The sequence below is a fragment of the Natrinema saccharevitans genome (assembly GCF_001953745.1).
GTDB lineage: Archaea > Halobacteriota > Halobacteria > Halobacteriales > Natrialbaceae > Natrinema > Natrinema saccharevitans.
This window is the reverse complement of the sequence record NZ_LWLN01000001.1, coordinates 3,232,202-3,250,127: the sequence shown is the minus strand read 5'-3', so window position 1 is coordinate 3,250,127 and position 17,926 is coordinate 3,232,202. Positions and strand designations below refer to the sequence as shown.

Annotated in this window: 18 protein-coding genes; 11 read left to right on the top strand and 7 right to left on the bottom strand. The window is 63.3% G+C overall.

The window, feature by feature from the left end:
* Window positions 1–57: 57 nt before the first annotated feature.
* From A6E15_RS16490 to A6E15_RS16480, 3 genes are all read left to right on the top strand, one after another.
* On the top strand, window positions 58–474 hold the full coding sequence (locus A6E15_RS16490; RefSeq protein ID WP_076147828.1) for a hypothetical protein: 417 nt from the start codon (window positions 58–60) through the stop codon (window positions 472–474).
* A gap of 168 nt (window positions 475–642) precedes the next feature.
* Window positions 643–1,836, top strand: a complete 1,194-nt coding sequence (locus tag A6E15_RS16485; protein ID WP_076147826.1) for an inorganic phosphate transporter — start codon at window positions 643–645, stop codon at window positions 1,834–1,836.
* A 49-nt stretch (window positions 1,837–1,885) separates the two neighbouring features.
* Window positions 1,886–2,605, top strand: a complete 720-nt coding sequence (locus tag A6E15_RS16480) for a hypothetical protein (protein ID WP_076147824.1) — start codon at window positions 1,886–1,888, stop codon at window positions 2,603–2,605.
* 51 nt (window positions 2,606–2,656) lie between these two features.
* Here the strand turns inward: A6E15_RS16480 and A6E15_RS16475 are convergent, their stop codons facing one another.
* Window positions 2,657–4,063, bottom strand: a complete 1,407-nt coding sequence (locus tag A6E15_RS16475) for a hemolysin family protein (protein ID WP_076147823.1) — start codon at window positions 4,061–4,063, stop codon at window positions 2,657–2,659.
* Window positions 4,064–4,171: 108 nt separating this feature from the next.
* Here A6E15_RS16475 and A6E15_RS16470 point away from each other — a divergent pair, with 108 nt between their 5' ends.
* From A6E15_RS16470 to A6E15_RS16460, 3 genes are read left to right on the top strand one after another with little or no spacing between them, the layout of a single operon-like run.
* Window positions 4,172–4,462 (top strand): glutathione S-transferase N-terminal domain-containing protein, encoded by a 291-nt coding sequence (locus tag A6E15_RS16470; protein WP_076148413.1) that lies wholly within the window; start codon window positions 4,172–4,174, stop codon window positions 4,460–4,462.
* A complete protein-coding gene (locus tag A6E15_RS16465; protein WP_076147821.1) occupies window positions 4,462–4,977 on the top strand; it encodes a redoxin domain-containing protein in 516 nt (171 codons plus the stop codon). The genes A6E15_RS16470 and A6E15_RS16465 overlap by 1 nt, the downstream gene beginning before the upstream one ends.
* A gap of 50 nt (window positions 4,978–5,027) precedes the next feature.
* A complete protein-coding gene (locus tag A6E15_RS16460; RefSeq protein WP_076147819.1) occupies window positions 5,028–5,660 on the top strand; it encodes an L-threonylcarbamoyladenylate synthase in 633 nt (210 codons plus the stop codon).
* A 28-nt stretch (window positions 5,661–5,688) separates the two neighbouring features.
* On the opposite strand, the gene A6E15_RS16455 is transcribed toward A6E15_RS16460, so the two are convergent.
* Both A6E15_RS16455 and A6E15_RS16450 read right to left on the bottom strand, forming a co-directional pair.
* Window positions 5,689–6,375, bottom strand: a complete 687-nt coding sequence (locus A6E15_RS16455) for a CRISPR-associated protein Cas4 (protein WP_076147818.1) — start codon at window positions 6,373–6,375, stop codon at window positions 5,689–5,691.
* A gap of 247 nt (window positions 6,376–6,622) precedes the next feature.
* Window positions 6,623–7,213 (bottom strand): conditioned medium-induced protein 4, encoded by a 591-nt coding sequence (locus tag A6E15_RS16450; protein WP_076147816.1) that lies wholly within the window; start codon window positions 7,211–7,213, stop codon window positions 6,623–6,625.
* A gap of 316 nt (window positions 7,214–7,529) precedes the next feature.
* Here A6E15_RS16450 and A6E15_RS16445 point away from each other — a divergent pair, with 316 nt between their 5' ends.
* Both A6E15_RS16445 and A6E15_RS16440 read left to right on the top strand, forming a co-directional pair.
* Window positions 7,530–8,114: a methyltransferase family protein gene (locus A6E15_RS16445; protein WP_076147814.1), complete on the top strand. Its 585-nt coding sequence runs from the start codon at window positions 7,530–7,532 to the stop codon at window positions 8,112–8,114.
* Between the two features lie 64 nt (window positions 8,115–8,178).
* A complete protein-coding gene (locus A6E15_RS16440; RefSeq protein ID WP_175607280.1) occupies window positions 8,179–9,099 on the top strand; it encodes a UbiA family prenyltransferase in 921 nt (306 codons plus the stop codon).
* Window positions 9,100–9,159: 60 nt separating this feature from the next.
* Here A6E15_RS16440 and A6E15_RS16435 read toward each other — a convergent pair whose 3' ends face one another.
* Complete coding sequence (locus A6E15_RS16435; RefSeq protein ID WP_338141485.1) at window positions 9,160–10,542, bottom strand: cytochrome P450; 1,383 nt, start codon at window positions 10,540–10,542, stop codon at window positions 9,160–9,162.
* A 159-nt stretch (window positions 10,543–10,701) separates the two neighbouring features.
* On the opposite strand from A6E15_RS16435, the gene A6E15_RS16430 reads away from it, so the two are divergent.
* The 3 genes from A6E15_RS16430 (at window position 10,702) to A6E15_RS16420 (ending at window position 14,602) form a co-directional block, all read left to right on the top strand.
* Window positions 10,702–11,376: a phosphoribosyltransferase family protein gene (locus A6E15_RS16430; protein WP_245800588.1), complete on the top strand. Its 675-nt coding sequence runs from the start codon at window positions 10,702–10,704 to the stop codon at window positions 11,374–11,376.
* Window positions 11,354–12,226, top strand: coding sequence for a UbiA prenyltransferase family protein (locus A6E15_RS16425; protein WP_076147808.1), 873 nt, complete (start codon window positions 11,354–11,356; stop codon window positions 12,224–12,226). Before A6E15_RS16430 ends, A6E15_RS16425 begins: the two co-directional genes overlap by 23 nt.
* Window positions 12,227–12,415: 189 nt before the next feature.
* Window positions 12,416–14,602: a (Fe-S)-binding protein gene (locus A6E15_RS16420; protein WP_076148409.1), complete on the top strand. Its 2,187-nt coding sequence runs from the start codon at window positions 12,416–12,418 to the stop codon at window positions 14,600–14,602.
* A 356-nt stretch (window positions 14,603–14,958) separates the two neighbouring features.
* Here A6E15_RS16420 and A6E15_RS16410 read toward each other — a convergent pair whose 3' ends face one another.
* The 3 genes from A6E15_RS16410 to A6E15_RS16400 all read right to left on the bottom strand — a co-directional run bounded on the left by A6E15_RS16410 (window position 14,959) and on the right by A6E15_RS16400 (window position 17,907).
* Window positions 14,959–15,681 carry a type 1 glutamine amidotransferase gene (locus A6E15_RS16410; RefSeq protein WP_076147805.1) on the bottom strand — a complete coding sequence of 241 codons (723 nt, stop codon included), beginning with the start codon at window positions 15,679–15,681 and terminating at the stop codon, window positions 14,959–14,961.
* Window positions 15,682–15,813: 132 nt separating this feature from the next.
* Window positions 15,814–17,061, bottom strand: coding sequence for an AMP-binding protein (locus A6E15_RS16405; protein WP_076147803.1), 1,248 nt, complete (start codon window positions 17,059–17,061; stop codon window positions 15,814–15,816).
* 60 nt (window positions 17,062–17,121) lie between these two features.
* Window positions 17,122–17,907, bottom strand: coding sequence for an alpha/beta fold hydrolase (locus A6E15_RS16400; protein WP_076147801.1), 786 nt, complete (start codon window positions 17,905–17,907; stop codon window positions 17,122–17,124).
* Between the last annotated feature and the right edge of the window lie 19 nt (window positions 17,908–17,926).

The window sequence follows — 17,926 nt, the reverse complement described above, 5'->3', positions numbered from 1 at the left end:
TGAGTAGCCCACAATTATAATATATTATTGCTAATTGATTGATACTAGTACTAGGAAATGATTTCCAGAAGGAAACTTCTTGAGCTGAATACAAATACAGCACCGTTCAGCGTCGGAATACTGGGCTGGCTCATCCTAATCAACGGAATTAGGAACGGTATTCAAGCCATTAGTGGAGAGAACCCCCTGGAGATCTGGCCAGCAATCGTCTTCAGTGTGTGTACAGTCGGTATCGGCTGGACGATCATCACTGGCCGGCCAATCGGCCTCGCCGGTGGATTCCTCGGTTGGAGTTTTCATATTACAGGGGGATTTCTTGGGATTCTCGACTCAGGTACTGTCCAAGGCGATGACGATCTACTACTAAGTGCCGTGGCTGCCACAACACTCTGGCTGACCGGCCTATGGATCCTGTACAAACACAGGGCGTTCTTTCTCGAGCACGTCGCGACCGATTCCGAGCCAGTGGAGTGATGTATGCGGGTTTCCGACGCGGCACAAAACGGATCTGTGATCGGACAGTTTCTCACGGATCTTTCCACCGCATTGACTCGAGCAGACTCCGCGGTTTAGCCGCTCGGCCGCCACTGGCGACCGCAGGTCGGCACACACTTGTAGGGGCCGCTAATAGGAAGCCAGTAAATGGTCGAAATCGCCACGCTCGGGACCTTTGCCGTGGCCGCACTCGCGAGTCTCTTCATGGCCTGGGCGATCGGTGCCGGCTCGAGCGGGTCGACGCCCTTTGCCCCGGCGGTCGGCGCGAACGCGATCTCGGTGATGCGAGCGGGCTTTCTCGTGGGGCTGCTCGGTTTTTCCGGCGCGGTCTTGCAGGGAGCGAACGTCTCCGAGGCGGTCGGGACGGAACTGATCGGCGGCGTGACCCTCTCCTCGCTGGCCGCGACGCTGGCGCTGCTGATCGCGGCCGCTCTGGTCGCGATCGGGATCTTCACGGGATATCCGATCGCGACGGCGTTTACCGTCACGGGCGCGGTCGTCGGCGTCGGCCTCGCGATGGGCGGCGACCCGGCGTGGGCCAAATACACCGAGATCACCGCCCTGTGGGTCCTCACGCCGTTCGTCGGCGGTTCGATCGCCTACGCGGTCGCCCGCGCGTTACGTGCCGAGGTGGTCCCCGAGGAGTATCTCATCGTCGTGCTGGCCGCGATCGTCGGCGCGATCGTCGCCAACATCGAGTTCGCGCTGCTGGGCCCGGCGGACGCGGGCGGGCAGTCGATCGCACAGGCCTCGAGCGCCTCGCTTCCGGGGCCGGCGATCGCCGGCACCGTCCTCGCGACGGCCGTGATCGCGGCGCTGTGGGCGGTCGCGATCGGGCTGGACCTGCGCAACGGCACCGAACGGGGCGAACGGCACTTCCTGCTCGTGTTGGGCGGGCTCGTGGCTTTCTCCGCCGGCGGCAGTCAGGTCGGGCTGGCGATCGGCCCGCTGATCCCGCTGTCGGGCGAACTCGAGTTGCCGCTGCTCGCGATGCTTATCGGCGGCGGGTTCGGCCTCCTGTTGGGCTCGTGGACCGGCGCACCACGGATGATCAAGGCGATCTCGCAGGACTACTCCTCGCTTGGCCCGCGGCGATCGATCGCCGCGCTCATTCCCTCCTTCATCATCGCTCAGGCGGCGGTCCTCTACGGCATCCCGGTCTCGTTCAACGAGATCATCGTCAGCGCGATCATCGGGAGCGGCTACGCCGCGGCCGGCGCCGGCGGCGGCGTCAGCGCCCGCAAGATGGGCGTGACCGTCCTCGCGTGGATCGGATCGCTGGCCGGGTCGATCACCGTCTCGTTCGTCGGCTACACCGCCGTCGCCGCGATCCTCCTATAGACCGGCCGACATCGAACGGTCTTTACCCGACGGGTCGTGAGTCCGACGTATGGACGAGGACGCCGTCGACGTCACCGACGAGACGATCCAGTGGCGTCGCGACGCCAGTACCTCACGTACCGTCCGACTGCTGTGGACGTTCGGCGTCGGCACCTTTTTCGCCGCGATTCTGACGGTCGTCTGCTGGCGGCTCTACAGGCTCGCCGGCGAGGCGGCCGGCGGAACCGGCCGAACCGTCGTCGTCGCGCTCATCGCAGCCGTCGCCGCGACCGTTCTCGCGATCGCCGCCTCGAGCGACACCGAACGTCACCTCGCGCGACTCCCGGTCGACGTGCCCTCCGAGAAGCGACTCGACCGCGCGATCGACGCAGCCGTCGGAACCGTCGTGATGGGAGCCGTCATCGGCCTGTTGATGGGGGCCGGGCGGTACGTCTCGCAAAACGAACTTCTGGCCGCCGGTGCCAGTCCGTTTACCTTCGTCGCCGCGGCGTTCGTTCCGCTCGCACTCGTCGCGCTCGTTCTCGCGTCGTTTCTCCAGTCGGTCGGCAAACTCGATCCCGAGGACCGAACGATCTACCTCTACGAACCCGAACAGGTGATCGATCTCGGGGTCATCGAGGCCGTTTCGGTCCGCCGACTCGGCGACGCGGCCGTCCTCTCGCTCACGTATGCCCAGCCGGACGGGCAGTACGTGCAGGGACCCCGCCGAATCGTCGTGCCGCCGGCAGTCGCACGAGATGTCGCCGGACTCGTCGGCCCGGAGAACTGATCCGGACCCGAGACACGACTTCGTCCGGACGGAAAACGGCGACTCGGCGGACTACTCGTGGTCGTCGTCGGCCTCGAGCGGCGCGGGCTCCACGTCGGGTTCCGGTTCGTCGTCGGCCACTCGCTCGAGTTTCGTGAGCCGGGCTTTCAGAATGCGGGTGTTTTCGACGGTCTCGACGGTGATGCGGACGCCGTCGTAGGTGATCTCCTCGCCCTCCTCGACGAGGCGGCCGGCGCGGTTGAAGATGAAGCCGGCGATGGTCTCGAACTCCTGTCCCTCGGGGAGTTCGATGTCGAGCGCCTCGTTGACGTCCTCGATGTTGACCTCGCCGCGGACGAGAACGGTGTCGTCGGCGATCTCCTCGATCGGCTGTTCCTCGCCGCCCTCCAGAATCTCGCCGATGATCTCCTCGATCATGTCCTCCATCGTCACCAGCCCCTCGGTAGTGCCGAACTCGTCGATGACGATGGCCATGTGCATCCGGTTTTCCCGCATCTCGGTCAACAGTTCGTCGACGTTTTTCGACTCGGGGACGTGCAGCGTCGGCTGGATGAGATCCGCCAGCTCGAGTTCGTCGTCACTCGCCTCGCCGTAGTTGAGGTCCCGGACGAGATCGCGGATGTGGACGACACCTTGCACGTTGTCGAGGCTGCCCTCGTAGACCGGGATGCGGGCGTGGCCGCTCTGGATACAGGTCTCGATGGCTTCGTCGATCGGGGCGTCTTTCGGCACCGCCGTCATATCGAGTCGCGGGGTCATCACCTCCTTGACGATAGTGTTGTTGAAACGGAATATCCGCGTGAGCATCTCGTGTTCCTCCTCCTCCAAGACCCCCTCGCGCTCGCCGGACTCGATCATCTCCTGGATCTCGTCGCGGGTGACGTAAGGCGACTCGATCGCACCCGTCGAACCGATGAGACGATTGATCTGTCGCGTCAGATAATCGAAAAGAACGATCAGCGGAAAGAGCAGGTACTCGGTGAGCTTCAGCGGTTTCGAGATGCTGACCGCCCACGACTCGGTGTTCTCGACGGCATAGGACTTGGGGACGCTCTCGCCGAACAGGAGAACGATCGCCGTCACGCCGAACGTCGACAGCACGACCGGCACCAGCCCCGACTCGAAGTAGAGGCCGAGAAGCGCCGTCGCGATCGAGGACATCGCGATGTTGACGAGGTTGTTGCCGACCAGAATCGTCACGAGCAGCCGGTGAGGATCGTCCTTGAGCGATTTCACCAGCCCCGCGCCGGCGGTCTCCTCCTCCAACATCCCCTCGAGGCGATGTTTCGGAAGGTTGAACATCGCGATCTCCGAGGAGGAGAAAAACGCCGACAGAGCGATGAGAACGACGATGACGAGCACGCCGATGATCGTCACCATCGACTGGTCGAGCTCGACGCCCACGAGCGGGAGTTCGTAGGCGGCCAACGGGACCGCAAGCGACGGAGACAACGCCATTGATATACAGCCTAATAGCCGAATCGGTTAACCGTTTCCCATTTTACAATGACGGTCATCACCGCCGGTGACGACACGTTTACCCGGCCGATTCCCCTATATTCGGCTATGAACGACACCGACGATCGACCGATCACGTTCTACCGGCTCCAGGGCTGTCCGTTCTGCGAGCGGGTCGCGCGGCTCCTCGAGGAGTACGACCTCGGTTATCGCTCGCGGTTCGTCGAACCGATGCACTCGGAGCGAGACGTCGTCAAACGGGTCGCCGGCGTCCGAACCGTTCCCGTCGTCGTCGACGAGAACACCGGCGTCACGATGGCCGAAAGCGCCAACATCGTCGACTACCTCGAGTCGACGTACGGAGACGGGGCCGCGGCGAGCGCCGGAGGTGACGACTGATGCCGGAATTCGAGGTCGTCGACCTCGGCCCGGCGGATCACCCCGAACCCGGCGCGGACGCGCCCGACTTCACCCGGCCGCTCGTCACCGGCGAGTTCTGGGAGGACCGGACGCTGTCGGAGATCGCCACCGAGACCGACGGCCGGACGATCCTCGTGTTCACGCCGATGACCGGCTCGTTCCTCGCCAAGTACGTCTGGGACGAACTGACCGAGCGAAACTGGGACGAGCGGGCCGGCCGCGTCGTCGGCGTCACGGCTTCGACCCCCTACGGCGTCAAGCGGTTCCTCGGGGACAACGACTACCCCTTCACGTTCTTTAGCGATCCGAGCAACGAGATCGCCGACTCGTACGGCGTTGCACACGACCTCGACGGAATGACCGGCCTCGGCGAACCCCGCGTCGCCTTCTTCGCGCTCGCGGACGACCACACGGTCGAGGGGGCGTGGGTCGCCACCGAGTGGCCCGACTTCCCCGACTACGACGACCTCGAGTCCGAACTCGGCCTCGAGTGATCGACACCGAGCGACAGCTTTTTGCTCGACATCCGCCGAGTTCGACTCGAATGAGCGAGTTCGACCGCGCGGCCGAGGCGATCGAGAACGGGGACCTGGTCGTCTACCCGACGGAGACGGTCTACGGCCTCGCCGCGGACGCCCTCGCGCCCGCCGCCGTCGAGCGGGTCTTCGAGGTGAAAGGCCGGGACCGATCGAAGCCGATCTCCATGGCGGTGCCCTCGGTCCCGTCGGCGCTACAGCACGTCCGTGCGACCGAACGGGAACGACAGTTCATGGGGACGTTTCTCCCCGGCCCCGTGACGGTCCTCTGTCGGCGACGCGAGAGCGTCCCGGAGGAACTCACAGCGGGGCGGGACCGCGTCGGGGTCCGGGTGCCGGACCACGCGGTCGCGCTGCGGCTCTGTGAGCGGGCCGGGACGCCGATCACGTCGACCAGCGCGAACGTCAGCGGCCGGGAGAGCGCGCGCCGATCCGCCGACCTCGATCCCGAGATCCGCGAGGCCGCGGCCGTCGTCCTCGAGGACGTCGACGAGGGAGACTCGTCGGCCCGTCAGACGGAGTCTGACGACGGGGAAACCGACGCCGGGACCGAGAGTACCGTCGTCGACGTCTCGAGCGAGACGATTCACCGTCGCGGCGCGATGGCCGACGAGATCGAGGCCTGGCTCGAAGAGTCCTAACGGCGCGACGGCGACCCGTGACAGACGGTTAGCCGAACCCGAGCAGCGACCGCAGCGTCCGCGTCTTGACCCCGCACTCGGCCGCGAACTCACAGGACTCACACTTCGAGCGGCTGGTCGTCCGCGCCGGCGGGCCATCTAACTCGCGAACCGCCCGGAGCGCGCTCCGATACTGCGCTTTCCGGCGCGTCGTCATGTCGATCGAGCGGATCACGCCGTGGGCCGGATACTCGAGCCAGGCCCGCTCGACCGACGTCCCGTGTTCCCAGGCGACTGCCTTCGCGGCCGCGACCGCCTGAACCGATTGGGACTCCCAGACGCCGCTCTCGGGTGGGTCCCCCGAAGAGATCAGCACCGGCTCGAGCGGGTCGGAAAGCACCTTGTGGACGATCCCGCGACAGTGGCGGCCGGCCGCGAACGCGTCGCGGTCGCGAGGGTTCCGGAGACGGTCCCACTGTCCACGCTCCGCGAGCCGGTCCCGGGTCGCCGTCAGCCGGTCGCGATACCGGACCGACGGGACGGCGATCGGTTCGTCCTCGAGCGCGCCGGGCGGAGCCGCCAGCAGCGATTCGTAGCGGGGCTCGAGCGCCCGGATCGCGTCGACTTCGGGCGGCGGGTCGCGCTCCGCTGCCGGCAGTCGCTGCCGGTAGTAGCACTTCCGGGGGCAGTAGGCGGCGGTCCGCAGATCGCTGAACGAGACGGGAGAGCGGGTCACGGGCCGTCTGGCCGCGGCTTCGTATAAGAAGTCTCGCAGCGTAGCGGGAAGCAGGTGAATCAAGTCGTTGCATCCGCGAGCGAACCCGGAGGGTGAGCGAGCGGGCCGACGACCGATGTGAAGCGAACGAAAGCGCGGCGCGAAGCGCCGCGTATAGACGAGCGGCGCAAGCCGCGAGTCAAGTGAGCGAAACGGAGGGAGGAGTGCTTTTGGTCCAGCTTTTACCGAGGGAGGGTAAAAGGTGGGGTCAGAACTCCACGTCCGTCTCCATTCCCTCGGTCGCGTCCTCGAGGCCGTCCTCGCGGAGGTCGGAGGCCATGCGTTCGGAGAGGTCGGCGTCGGCGAGGACGCTGTCGAACTCGTCGCGGTAGCGGTCGTTGGCGGTCCGCGACTGGTCCTCGGCCTCGGCGACCCGGCGGTAGCGGCGGATCTCGGCCTCGCTGACGCCGTAGTCGTCGGCGAGCGTGGCGTCGTCGGCGTCTCGCTCGCGGATCGCCGCGAGATCGACCTCGGCGGCGTCGTCCTCGCCGACGAGGTGCAGCGACATGCGGGCCTCGAAGACGGTGTCGGGGTCGACGCCGAGGTCCGAAGCGATCTCGTCGTCGCTGCGGTCGTCGTAAAACCCCCGAGCGACGGTGAGTAGTTCGTCGTCCGAGAGCGGCGTTTCGAACGCGTAGCGTTCGCGCATCTGCTGGACGACGCTCTCGAGGCGGTCCCGATCGGTCCGCTCGTCCCGCTCTAAGGAGCCGCGGGTGTCCTCCTGCGATTCGGTGACGGTCTCCTCACCGTCGGTGACGTCGGTGAAGATGTCCCGCAGTTCCTCGGTTTTGTCGTTCATGGGTGGACACTCCCGACGGGCGGCTATTTAAGCCTGTTGCCGTTAAGCGTGAAAGTGAGGCATTTTGGTTTCTATTATATATCATAGGGAATTAAATATAGAAGTGGTAGTACCGACTAGATTGATTTGGGTTTTATTGAGCGTGAGGTCGCTGTAGCCGAGATCGTTCCTTCGACGAGTCGGCTCGTTACTCGAAGCCGGTAGGACATACCGGGGACGTTGTACAGACACGACCCGCAGCGAATACGGCGACGCAGGCGTAATTGTTACTGGACCCATAATACTTATATATTAATTAGTTAATTAATCTTAGTTAATGAATGGAGTATTCATTACTGGGCTCGGCGCACAAGTAGTGTTGCTCGTCGGCATCGTCGGAACGGTAGTCAACGACTCTTTTTCGTTCTGGCCGCCGGGCGACAGGGACTGGCGGTTCTGGACGTACTGGACGGCGAGTACGATTTTTACCGGATCGGTTCTGACGCTTACAATTCTGAACAGGGGGACACTCGCAATGCCGCTGTGGATCAGGTACATCGGTGCCATCGTTCTCGTGGTGAGTGTTGTCTTTACCGCCGTCTCTGCGTATTACATTCGAACTGCAACGCTCGGACTCGAGGGACAGTTGTACACTGGCGGTGCGTACCGATACACCCGGAATCCACAGTATGTCGGGTTTATCGGAATCGCCGTGGGACTGATAGCGACGGCGGCGGCGAAGCTACTCGTTCCGCTGTTGGCGCTCTGTATCGTCTGGCTGTGGATTCACCCTCGCCCCGAAGAAGCGTGGTTAGCGGAACAGTACGGGAGCGAGTATGAGGAGTACTGCGAGAGGGTTCCCCGATTCGTCGACGGGAGGACCTTCCGCCGACTTCTCAAGGATGTGGGAGACAAGAGCTGAGACGGACGGTGACTGCACGCCAAAAATAATTAATAATATATACCTTAATTTATTACCACACAATATGGAACAGATATCAAATCAGGCGATACTCAGCGGTGCGTTCGTGGTGATCGCTGGGTTTTACCTGATCTGGTCAACGGAAACAGCACTGCTCACGATTCGGCGGATATCAAAGATGCTCCCGATCACGCTCGCGTGGGTCGCGTTGACCGGGGTCGGAATCGTGGTTGCGATGAAACCGATCGGCCTCGAAGGGGTAGAGGGGAGTAAGCTTGCTGGCGTGACCGTTGCGATGATACTCGCCCACTGGGGTCAATGGTTCATAAACGACATCACTGACAAAGAGATCGACCAGGGGGCAAACGCCGACAGAGCCACCACGCAGGGACTCATTTCGGAGCGCGAAGCGATCGCAGTCGGAGTCGTGTTGATGGCATTCGCCGTCGCGTACGGTGCCACCGTCAACTCCCTCGGATTCCTGAGTGCCTTGGCCTGGGTTCTCGCAGCGATGATATACACGGTCCCTCCACTCCGTCTGAAAAACGGAGCGATATCCAGTCTATTCTGTTTCGGTATCGGCGGATTCCTATCCGTGATTCTCGGCAGTGCGGTCGTCGGAACCTCCCCGCCGGCCGACGCGTGGCAAATAGCGACGGTGTTGGCGCTCGTGATTATACTCACGATCTCGTATCAAGACCTCAAAGACGCAGAACACGATGCGAAAGCTGGTATCGATAATCTCGTCGTCCGGTACGGCAAGGACCGACTCACCAAGATACTGGTCGTCGCGCTCCCGTCAACGTTTGTTCTCACTCCGATGCTGTTCGATGTCTACTACGTCGTCCCGTTTTTCGCCCTTCTCGGTGGGTTCGGATCGTATATTCTCTGGTCGTGGGACGGAGGAGAGACCACGGACCGCGCTATCACGATCATCAACGCGGTGTTTTTCGTCTCGTTTGCGACCGCGTTCTATTTCTCCTAATCCGTCGCACGGCCGCAATCGCCTTCTACCGGATCGTCAACGGTTCGAATCACGAGATTGCTACCGGTCGCGGGTACGGATCCGAAGCTTGACCGGTCCCGGGTCGAGGGAAACCTTCCACGTGGGACCGAGGGACTCGGTAACGGGTTCGAATTCGATTCGACGGATCATCGCCGCAAGGGAGAGTTGTAACTCAGTCATGGCGAATCGCATGCCGATACAGTGGCGCGGTCCGCCGCCGAACGGGAAGTACGCGTACTCGGGCCTGTCGCATTTCCAGTTACCGTTCTGCTCTGTCTCAGGGAGCCACCGCTCCGGGCGGAACGACTCCGCGTTGCGCCACCAGCGGTCGTCCAGATGAACGGAGGATAACGGCAACTGAAGCGTAGATTCCGGCGGAATTCGATACCCGCCGAGCGTCGTCGATTCGTGGGGCTGGCGGTGAATGAAGGGAAACGGCGGATACAGACGCATCGCCTCGTTGATGACAGCTTCCGAGAGCGTCAGCGAACCCAGGTCATCGATCCTCGGGTTCCGGTCGCCACAGACGGTCTCGATTTCACGGGCGAGTCGACGCTGCATCTCGGGATCGTTGGCGAGTAGCCAGCAGGTATAGGTCAGCGCGGTCGCACTCGTCTCGTGTCCGGCGACGAGGAACTGAACGAGCTGATCGGACACTTCGTTCGGCGAGGGTGTCGTGCCGTCGGGGTATTCGGCCGTCGCAAGCAGCGATAGCAGATCGTCGCTCTCTCCCTCTGACTCGCGGTGTTCGTGGACGAGCGATTCGACGAGAGCGTCGAGGTCGGCCATCGCTCGATCGAACTTCCGTTCCGGTTTGCTCGGCACCCACGACGGGAGTACGGATCGAACGCCGAGCATCTCCGCGTCGACGTACTCGCCAAGGGCGTCCACCATTCGGACGACGACATCCGCGCGCTCGTCCTCGAGGTCGAGATCGAACAACGATCGGGTCAGCACACCCAGGGTAAACGTGGACAGTTCTTCCCGAACGTTCACGATAGTTCCGTCGGTCCACCCATCGGTCATCCGAACAGTTTCGTCGACCATATCGGCCGCATATGCTTCGATCCGTTTCGGTGTGAACAGTGACTGCAGAAGAGATCGTTGCCGCCGCCAATCGCTACCCTCGGCGTAGAAGACGCCGTCCGGGGCGACGATGTCACCGAGCCGACTCTCGAACTCCCCCTTCCAGAACTCGTTGTCGCGAGAAACGAGAACCGTCTCGACGAGTTCGGGATCCGAAATCACCACGAACTCGCGACCGAACGCCACGTATCTCACGACGTCACCGTACTCACCGATCGATCGGACGAAGTCGAGCGGATTACGGATGAACGACAAGGTACTCCCGATGACGGGCAATCCGTCGAGGCCCGGCGGTCGATCCGCGACGTTCGCTGTAGGTTCCGTATTCCGCTTCAAGTGTGACCACCTCATCAGTAATCAGTTCGCATCGAGCCTACTACTAATAACTATAATATTGTTTTGATTTTTATATTATATAGTACATCATAACATCCGTTGGAGATTCGGTGGAACGGCGCTCATCAGTCGCCGTCCTAACCGTCTCGACAGACGTATATGTCGCATATTAATACAATTATTATAGAAAAATATATAATCAAAAGGTTTCTCAATTATAACGCAATGTCGATGAGAAATACAGAGATGGGTATAGAAGCGGCTACGGAGCAAATTGTGGCGGTCTACGAGGACGCTGGGGTAACCCACTCAGGCGAACACGCGACGACGGTCAATCAGTTGACCGACCAACTCCCAGCACTACAACCGCGGACGCTTGAGGCAGCGAGAACGCTGCTTTCGGGGGCAGGGTCGTTTGATGTCGACAAACTCGCAGTCGAAGAGGACAAGGGACTGCCCTTCGGGGTGTTGGTCGCACGGGAGTACTCGCTGCCGCTCGCGGTCGCTCGCTGGTACACGTACGATTTAAATGCTGACCGTCAGTCAGCGGTCGAAATCGATTCTGAGTACTTTTCTGGCGATCTCTACCTGAACGGCATCGAGCCCGGCGACGCAGTCACGATCGTCGACGATACGATCAGTACCGGCGGGACGATGATCGCGATGATCGAGGCCATCGAGAAGGCGGGTGCAGTGGTCGAGGAGGCTCACTGTATCGTCGAAAAGACGCGAAAAAACGGCGTCGACCGCGTCGCCGAGGAAACCGGGGTCGATGTAACGACATCGATCGCTATCGAGATCGAGGGTAACAATGTCAACGTCATCGACAAGTGACCCGTTCCGTGCGTTCGTGACGTTCAATCGGGTGACACCGATCCGCTACTTCGCGATTGATGTAGCCCTATTTGGGTTGCCGCTAGCGATCACCGTCCAAGACGGCGGAATCGATCTCACCGCGGGAATCGCGTTCGTGAGTATGCTCCTCGTCCGCGGTAGCATCCTCACTCACGACGACTATTTCGACGCCGAATCTGACGCGATCGAGAAACCACACCGTCCGATCCCGTCGGGGTTAGTCACCAGAACGCAGGCGTTCTGGATGGGGGCTGCAATGCTCGGTGGCGGACTGGGACTGGCAGTGCTCGTCGGGGACTCGTTTCTCGTAGCCGCGGCCCTCCTGTACGCGATCCTGATCGCGGACCCACTCGTCTTCAACCGGCTAAACGTTACCGGGATCTCGACGCTCGTAACAGTGACTAGTGTTTCGATGTTCAGCGTCATGGGATGGACCGTCTACGGCGGACTCACGGTCGAGCTGGCCGCGATCTTCGCTGCGACCTGGTTGTGGGATATCTGCCACGATACGATTGGTGCGTATCTCGACAGCGACGGCGACCGGCAGGCTGGCATCGCCTCGCTCGGTCGCGATCTCTCGCGGACGGCGGTTGCGGGGACAATCGCTGTGAGCCTCACCGTCTCGGCGGCGATCCTACTCAGTTTCTTTCACCGGGGACCGGCGTCAATGGTTCTTCCGGTACTGCTGCTCGCCGGAACGCTGTTCGCGACGGTCTCGTTCGGGCGAGGTCGCACCGATCCGATGACGGTCCGTCACGCTGTCGAGTGGCACGTCGTCGGGAGCTATGCCTGGCTCGGACTATTCCACCTCGTCGCAGTCCCGCTGTAAGTGGAGTCGTCACGTCCACCGGTTTTTGTCCTTTCGTCCGACGCATTATTTTTGTTCAAACGCCGAGATCTATTGCGTGTCAATCTATTATAAACTGAGAATAGATGGAGTATTTTCGACAGACAGCGTCAAGGCGAATATTGGAACGGTGTAACAAGAATTAAGTTACAGCCTTCCCCCTCATTGGATATGCATGCGCTAGCACAGTCAGACGTGGCGAGGGAGACGTACTGGGGCATTACCAGCGTCGAGTACGCGACGTTTTACCTCCTCGCGGCCACCGCCGTCGCCGTCTTCACCTACGGCGTCTATCGGCGGTTCGCCCGCTACTCGCAGGGCGACGACGACTCCTTCGCGCGTCTGAACGACATGCCGAACCGCATCGTGAGCTCGGCCAAGATCGCGCTCTCGAACGAGAAACAGTTCAACAGGGACCTCTACGGCGGCCTGATGCATTCCTTTATCCTCTGGGGATTCCTGACGCTGTTCATCGCGACACTAATTCTGGGGGCCGATCTATATGTCGGCCAGAAAATCCTGCACATGGCGTTCTGGGAGGGTGACTTCTATCTCGCCTACCAGTTCATGGTCGACGCCATGGGCCTGCTGTTCGTCGTCGGCATCGGGATGGCGATGTACCGACGCTACTGGGTCCGCAACCACCGTCTCTGGGGCCGCCACACCTCCAACGAGGACGATCTCTTCATCTGGACGCTGTTCGCGCTGGGCGTCGGCGGCTTCCTGCTCGAGGGACTGCGCGTCTACAGCGCCGGCATTCCCGACCACGAGGTCGTCAGCTTCGTCGCCTACGGGATGGCACTCGGCTTCGACGCCGTCGGGCTCCCGACGATGGGTGCCGAGCAGGCCGGCCTGAACGGGGCCGGCTTCAACGTCGAGAACCTCCACTGGCTCGCGTGGTGGTCCCACTCGCTGATCGCCTTCTTCTTCATCGCGTGGATCCCCTACGCGAAGCCGTTCCACATGATCTCCTCCTTTGCGAACGTCGTCACGCGCGACGAGAAGGCCGGCAAGCGCCTGCCGAACGTCCCCTCGGATCTGGACGCGACCAACGCCGAATCGATCGACGACTTCACCTGGAAGGAGATCCTCGACCAGGACGCCTGTACCAAGTGCGGTCGCTGTTCCTCGGTCTGTCCGGCCAAGGCCTCCGACCGGCCGCTGGACCCGCGCGACGTCATCCTCGATCTGAAATCCTACCGAGAAGATCTCGAGGCCGGCGGCGAGGAGAAACCGATCGTCGCCGACGGCGGCACCTCGGTGATCGACTCCGAGACGATGGACTCCTGTATGGCCTGTATGGCCTGTATGGACGCCTGCCCCGTCGAGATCGAACACCTCAAGAGCTTTACCCGGCTCAACCGCCAGCTGACCGATCAGGGCGACGTCTCCTCGAGCATGCAGGACGTCTTCCAGAACGTCATGCAAAACGGCAACACCTTCGGCGACTCGCCGCGGTCTCGCGGTGACTGGACCGAAGAACTCGAATTCGACGTGACCGACGCCCGCGAGGAGGAAGTCGACTACCTCTGGTACGTCGGTGACTTCCCGAGCTACGACGAGCGCAACAAGCAGGTCGCCCGCTCGCTGGCGACCATTCTCAAAGAGGCCGACGTCAGCTTCGGCATCCTCTTCGACGACGAGAAGTTCGACGGCAACGACATCCGACGGGTCGGCGAGGAACTGCTCTACGTCGAACTGGCCGGCCACCACGTCGAGACGTGGGAGGACTGCGAGTTCGACACGATCGTCTGTACGGACCCCCACTCCTACAACACGTTCAAAAACGAGTACCCCGAAGTCAACTTCGACGAGTTCGCCGACGACCCGATGATGCCCTTCGAGTACGAGGAGCAGTGGAACGACGACGGCGAGATCGACGTCTACCACTGGACTCAAGCGGTGGAAGAACTCGTCGAGGAGGGCAAACTCGACCTGAACGGAACCGAACTCGACTACACGGTCACCTACCACGACCCCTGCCATCTGGGCCGGTACAACGACGAGTACGAGGCCCCGCGCGAACTCATCAAGGCGACGGGCTGTACGCTCGATGAGATGCCTCGCAACCGCAGCAACTCCTTCTGCTGTGGCGGCGGCGGCGGCGGCCTCTGGATGGACTTCGAGGAGGAGCCGAAACCGAGCGAGGAACGGATCCGCGAGGCGCTCGAGGACACCGACGCCGGCAGCGGGATCGAGAAGTTCGTCGTCGCCTGTCCGATGTGCATGACGATGTACGAGGACGGCCGCAAGACCGGCGACTTCGAGGACGAGATCGAGATCGTCGACGTCGCCGAACTCATCGTCGAGGCCATCGGCAAGGAGGACGAAGCGAAAGTCGAAGTCGCCGCGGACTGATCGACTCCTCGGCGCTTTTGTCCGATCGAACCGCGCTCTTCGAGTTGCGTTCACGAAAACGGCCGATCGATAGTACAGATCGGCCAGCTACGACGGAGAATCGTCACGAAATTGGTCGATCACTTCGTCTCTCGACTCGTAGGCGACCCGAACGATCCGCTCGAGAAGTATCCGTTTCGATACGTCACGACCGGTCTCGCGACGGATTTCCGCCTGTAGCTCCTCGAGTCGATCGGTCGTCGCTTCCGTGAGTTCGACCGTCGGACACATACACTGACACTGTGACTGCTATCGGAAAGGTTTGTCTCGCTGACGTTCGAGTGTACCCCCAGAAGGAGACCGTGGTGGTTCGGCGATCAGTCAGAGCGACCGGTCGAAGCCGAAGCGTCGGTGGCGTCGACTCGTTTGGTTTCGCGGACGAACTCGAGGAAGTTCTCGAACACTAACTTCGCCTCGCAGGATCGCCGGTAGTTCGCGTCGGTAATCTCGGCGAGGACCGACTCGCGGCGCTCGTCGGAGAGCTCCTTCCGGTGGACGAGTTCGCGGGCGGTCTTGGCGTCGTACTCGGGGTGGAACTGGACGCCGAACACGCGGTCCTTGCGGAAGCCGTGGTTGGAGTAGTCGTTTTCGGCGAGCGGCTCGGCACCGGGCGGGAGTTCGGTGACAGCATCGGAGTGGCTGGTAAAGGAGAGGAAGGTCTCGTCGACGCCGTCGAACAGCCGCGACTCGCCGGTGTGGTCGATCTCGCTGTAACCGACTTCGTAGACGCCCATGTCTTCGACGGTGCCGCCGAGGACGTCGGCGAGCAGCTGGTGGCCCCAACAGACCCCGAGGAAGGGGACGCCGCGATCGATCGCCTCGCCGACCCACTCCTTGACCGGACGCATCCAGTCGTCGTCCCAGTAGACCGACGATCGGGAGCCGGTGACGACGGCGCCGTCGTAGTCGAAGTCGTCGGGGACCGTGCCGTCGGTGGCGTCGAACTCCGCCAGCGAGGCGTCGAGTTCGCGCCGGAAGTTCCGCGTCGTGTTCTCGTCCCGGTGAGCCGCGTTCAGGACGGCGATTCGGGGGTGGCTCATTACGCCATAGTGGTCACTCGACAAGAATAGGCCTTCCGCCCGGTGTCGGCGTTGCCGCGACCGCCGACGGCTAGTTCGACACCCGCGCTCGAGCGCCGACGGGATCGAAATCGGTCACGTCCGCGACCCGACTCATCGCAGGTAGTAGGTCCCCGCCTCGTCCCGCCGAAACCGGTCCCCGGTGTCGAACCAGCCGTCGACGAACCGGCCGCGGTCGCCGGCCTCGTCGTCGGCGCGCTCGAGTGCGGCCGGCCCCTCCGACCGCTCGTCGTCGGTTCCGGCAGCGCTTACGTAGCCGTCGGCCACCACCGGGCCCGAGAGCTGGAGGCGGCCGTCGGCCGCTCCCTCGAGGACGGCGTCGTCGACCAGCCGGGCACGACAGTCCGGGACCGGACGGCCGACCGGTGACCCCTCGGCGTCGCCGGCGCGGGCGTCGTCGACGAAGCCCTCGCTCAGGGCCGTCGGACACTCGAGGCGGCCATAGACCCGCGCGACCTGGACGTCGCGGTCCCGGTAAGTTTCGATCACGTCGTCGTCGACCGGCGCTTCGCAGACCGCCCGCTCGAGCGAGTCGGCGGCGGCGTCGAAGTCCGGTTCGGCGACGATATCGCGGAGGACCGTCGCCCGGCCGGGTAACAGCGTGGCCCCCTCCTCGGCGATCGCGGCTGCGGCGTCGCCGGGGTCGAAGGCCCGATCGAGCAGGAGCGTGCCGCCGACGTACAAGACCGACACCGCGACGCGGACGAGTCCGTCCGGAGCGGCCAGCGGCGTCGTGAGCGAAACGACGTCGTTCGCCGCCAGCCCCCACGCGGCGATACCCGTGCGACAGTTTCGCTCGAGGGTGTCGCTCGCATAGCCCGCGATCGGCCGTCCCGACTGACCGTGGAGCGCGAGCAGGGGGAACTCGCCCGGCCGGCGATCGTCGACCTCGATACCGGCGCGGTCGGTCTCGGACAACGCCTCGAGGGTCACCGACCGGTCGAACGGGATCGACCGCACCAGATCGCGCTGGGCCGCCTCCGCGACGACGAGATCGGGCTCCAAGACGTCGAACGGACGGTCGACGGTGGCAGGCGTCAGCAGATGGGAAACCGGCGCGAGCGTCGCTCCGAGCCGTCGGCAGGCGAAAAACAGCGCCAGCGACGCGACCCGGTTTCGGGTGACGAGACAGACCGTGTCGCCGGGACAGATCCCGAGCGCGACGAGGCGTTCGGCGGTCCGGGTCGCGATCGCCGATAGCTCGCCGTAGGAGACTCGATCCTCGTGAATCGCCTCCGCGGGCGCGTATAACCGATCCTCCGAGATGTCGACGACCGCCGTCCGATTCGGGAAGCGGTCCGCCCGGCGGGCCAGCGAGAGGGTCACGGCGGTCGCTTCCACGCTCGCGTACGTAGTATGGCGGGGGTCAGTCGCAAGCACCCCCGGTATCGGTCGAGCCCGTTACTCGGAATCGGTCGTCTGTGCCTCGAGAAAACCCAGCAACAGATCGTTGACCGTCCGCGAGCGCTCGACGAAACAGAGGTGGCCCGCGCCCTCGAGGGGCCGGAACTCCCCGCGGGGCAGCCCTCGTGCCACCTCCTTCCCGGCCGCGGGCGAAACCAACTCGTCCGCGCCGCCGTGGATCACCCGCGTGGGCTGGGTCACGTCGACCAGCCAGTCGGTCGCGGCAACGTCCTCGAGCGCCGCGACCTGTGCCTCCCAGCCCGCCCGATCGGCGTCGCCGTCGGCCCGCCAGTCGACGATCCCCTCGCGTACGTCGGGCTGGTTCTCGAGGAAGTCCGCGGAGAGCCCCGTCTCGAGCGACGCCTCGAGTGCGTCCCGGTCGTCCGGCGGCGCGAACAGGGGCTCGAGGTCGAACGCCTCGCCCCGAGCCGCCGTGCCGAACAGCGTCAGCGTCGCGACGCGACTCGAGGTCCGGGCGGCCTCGAGCGCGATCGCCCCGCCGAGGCCACAGCCAACGAGGTGGGCGTTGCGAACGTCGCAGTCCGCCAGCACCGCCTCGAGATCGGCGACGAGCGTCTCGAGGTCGTAGGGGCCCGGCGGCGCGTCGGAGCGGCCCGTCCCGCGGAGGTCCCAGACGACGGCCTCGTGGGGGCCGGCGACGGCGGCGTGTTGCCAGCCCCACAGCCAGCCGCCGAGGCCGGCCTCGGGGACGAAGACGACGGGCTCGCCCTCGCCCGCGCGGTCGTAGTACAGCGAGACGGCTCCGTTCGATGCGGTCGGCATGGGAGAACCGACGGGACCG

Coding starts and splice junctions, on each gene's coding strand:
- A6E15_RS16490 (WP_076147828.1), top strand. CDS start 58: ATGATTTCCAGAAGGAAACTTCTTGAGCTGAATACAAATACAGCACCG.
- A6E15_RS16485 (WP_076147826.1), top strand. CDS start 643: ATGGTCGAAATCGCCACGCTCGGGACCTTTGCCGTGGCCGCACTCGCG.
- A6E15_RS16480 (WP_076147824.1), top strand. CDS start 1,886: ATGGACGAGGACGCCGTCGACGTCACCGACGAGACGATCCAGTGGCGT.
- A6E15_RS16475 (WP_076147823.1), bottom strand. CDS start 4,063: ATGGCGTTGTCTCCGTCGCTTGCGGTCCCGTTGGCCGCCTACGAACTC.
- A6E15_RS16470 (WP_076148413.1), top strand. CDS start 4,172: ATGAACGACACCGACGATCGACCGATCACGTTCTACCGGCTCCAGGGC.
- A6E15_RS16465 (WP_076147821.1), top strand. CDS start 4,462: ATGCCGGAATTCGAGGTCGTCGACCTCGGCCCGGCGGATCACCCCGAA.
- A6E15_RS16460 (WP_076147819.1), top strand. CDS start 5,028: ATGAGCGAGTTCGACCGCGCGGCCGAGGCGATCGAGAACGGGGACCTG.
- A6E15_RS16450 (WP_076147816.1), bottom strand. CDS start 7,213: ATGAACGACAAAACCGAGGAACTGCGGGACATCTTCACCGACGTCACC.
- A6E15_RS16445 (WP_076147814.1), top strand. CDS start 7,530: ATGAATGGAGTATTCATTACTGGGCTCGGCGCACAAGTAGTGTTGCTC.
- A6E15_RS16440 (WP_175607280.1), top strand. CDS start 8,179: ATGGAACAGATATCAAATCAGGCGATACTCAGCGGTGCGTTCGTGGTG.
- A6E15_RS16430 (WP_245800588.1), top strand. CDS start 10,702: ATGTCGCATATTAATACAATTATTATAGAAAAATATATAATCAAAAGG.
- A6E15_RS16425 (WP_076147808.1), top strand. CDS start 11,354: ATGTCAACGTCATCGACAAGTGACCCGTTCCGTGCGTTCGTGACGTTC.
- A6E15_RS16420 (WP_076148409.1), top strand. CDS start 12,416: ATGCATGCGCTAGCACAGTCAGACGTGGCGAGGGAGACGTACTGGGGC.
- A6E15_RS16410 (WP_076147805.1), bottom strand. CDS start 15,681: ATGAGCCACCCCCGAATCGCCGTCCTGAACGCGGCTCACCGGGACGAG.
- A6E15_RS16400 (WP_076147801.1), bottom strand. CDS start 17,907: ATGCCGACCGCATCGAACGGAGCCGTCTCGCTGTACTACGACCGCGCG.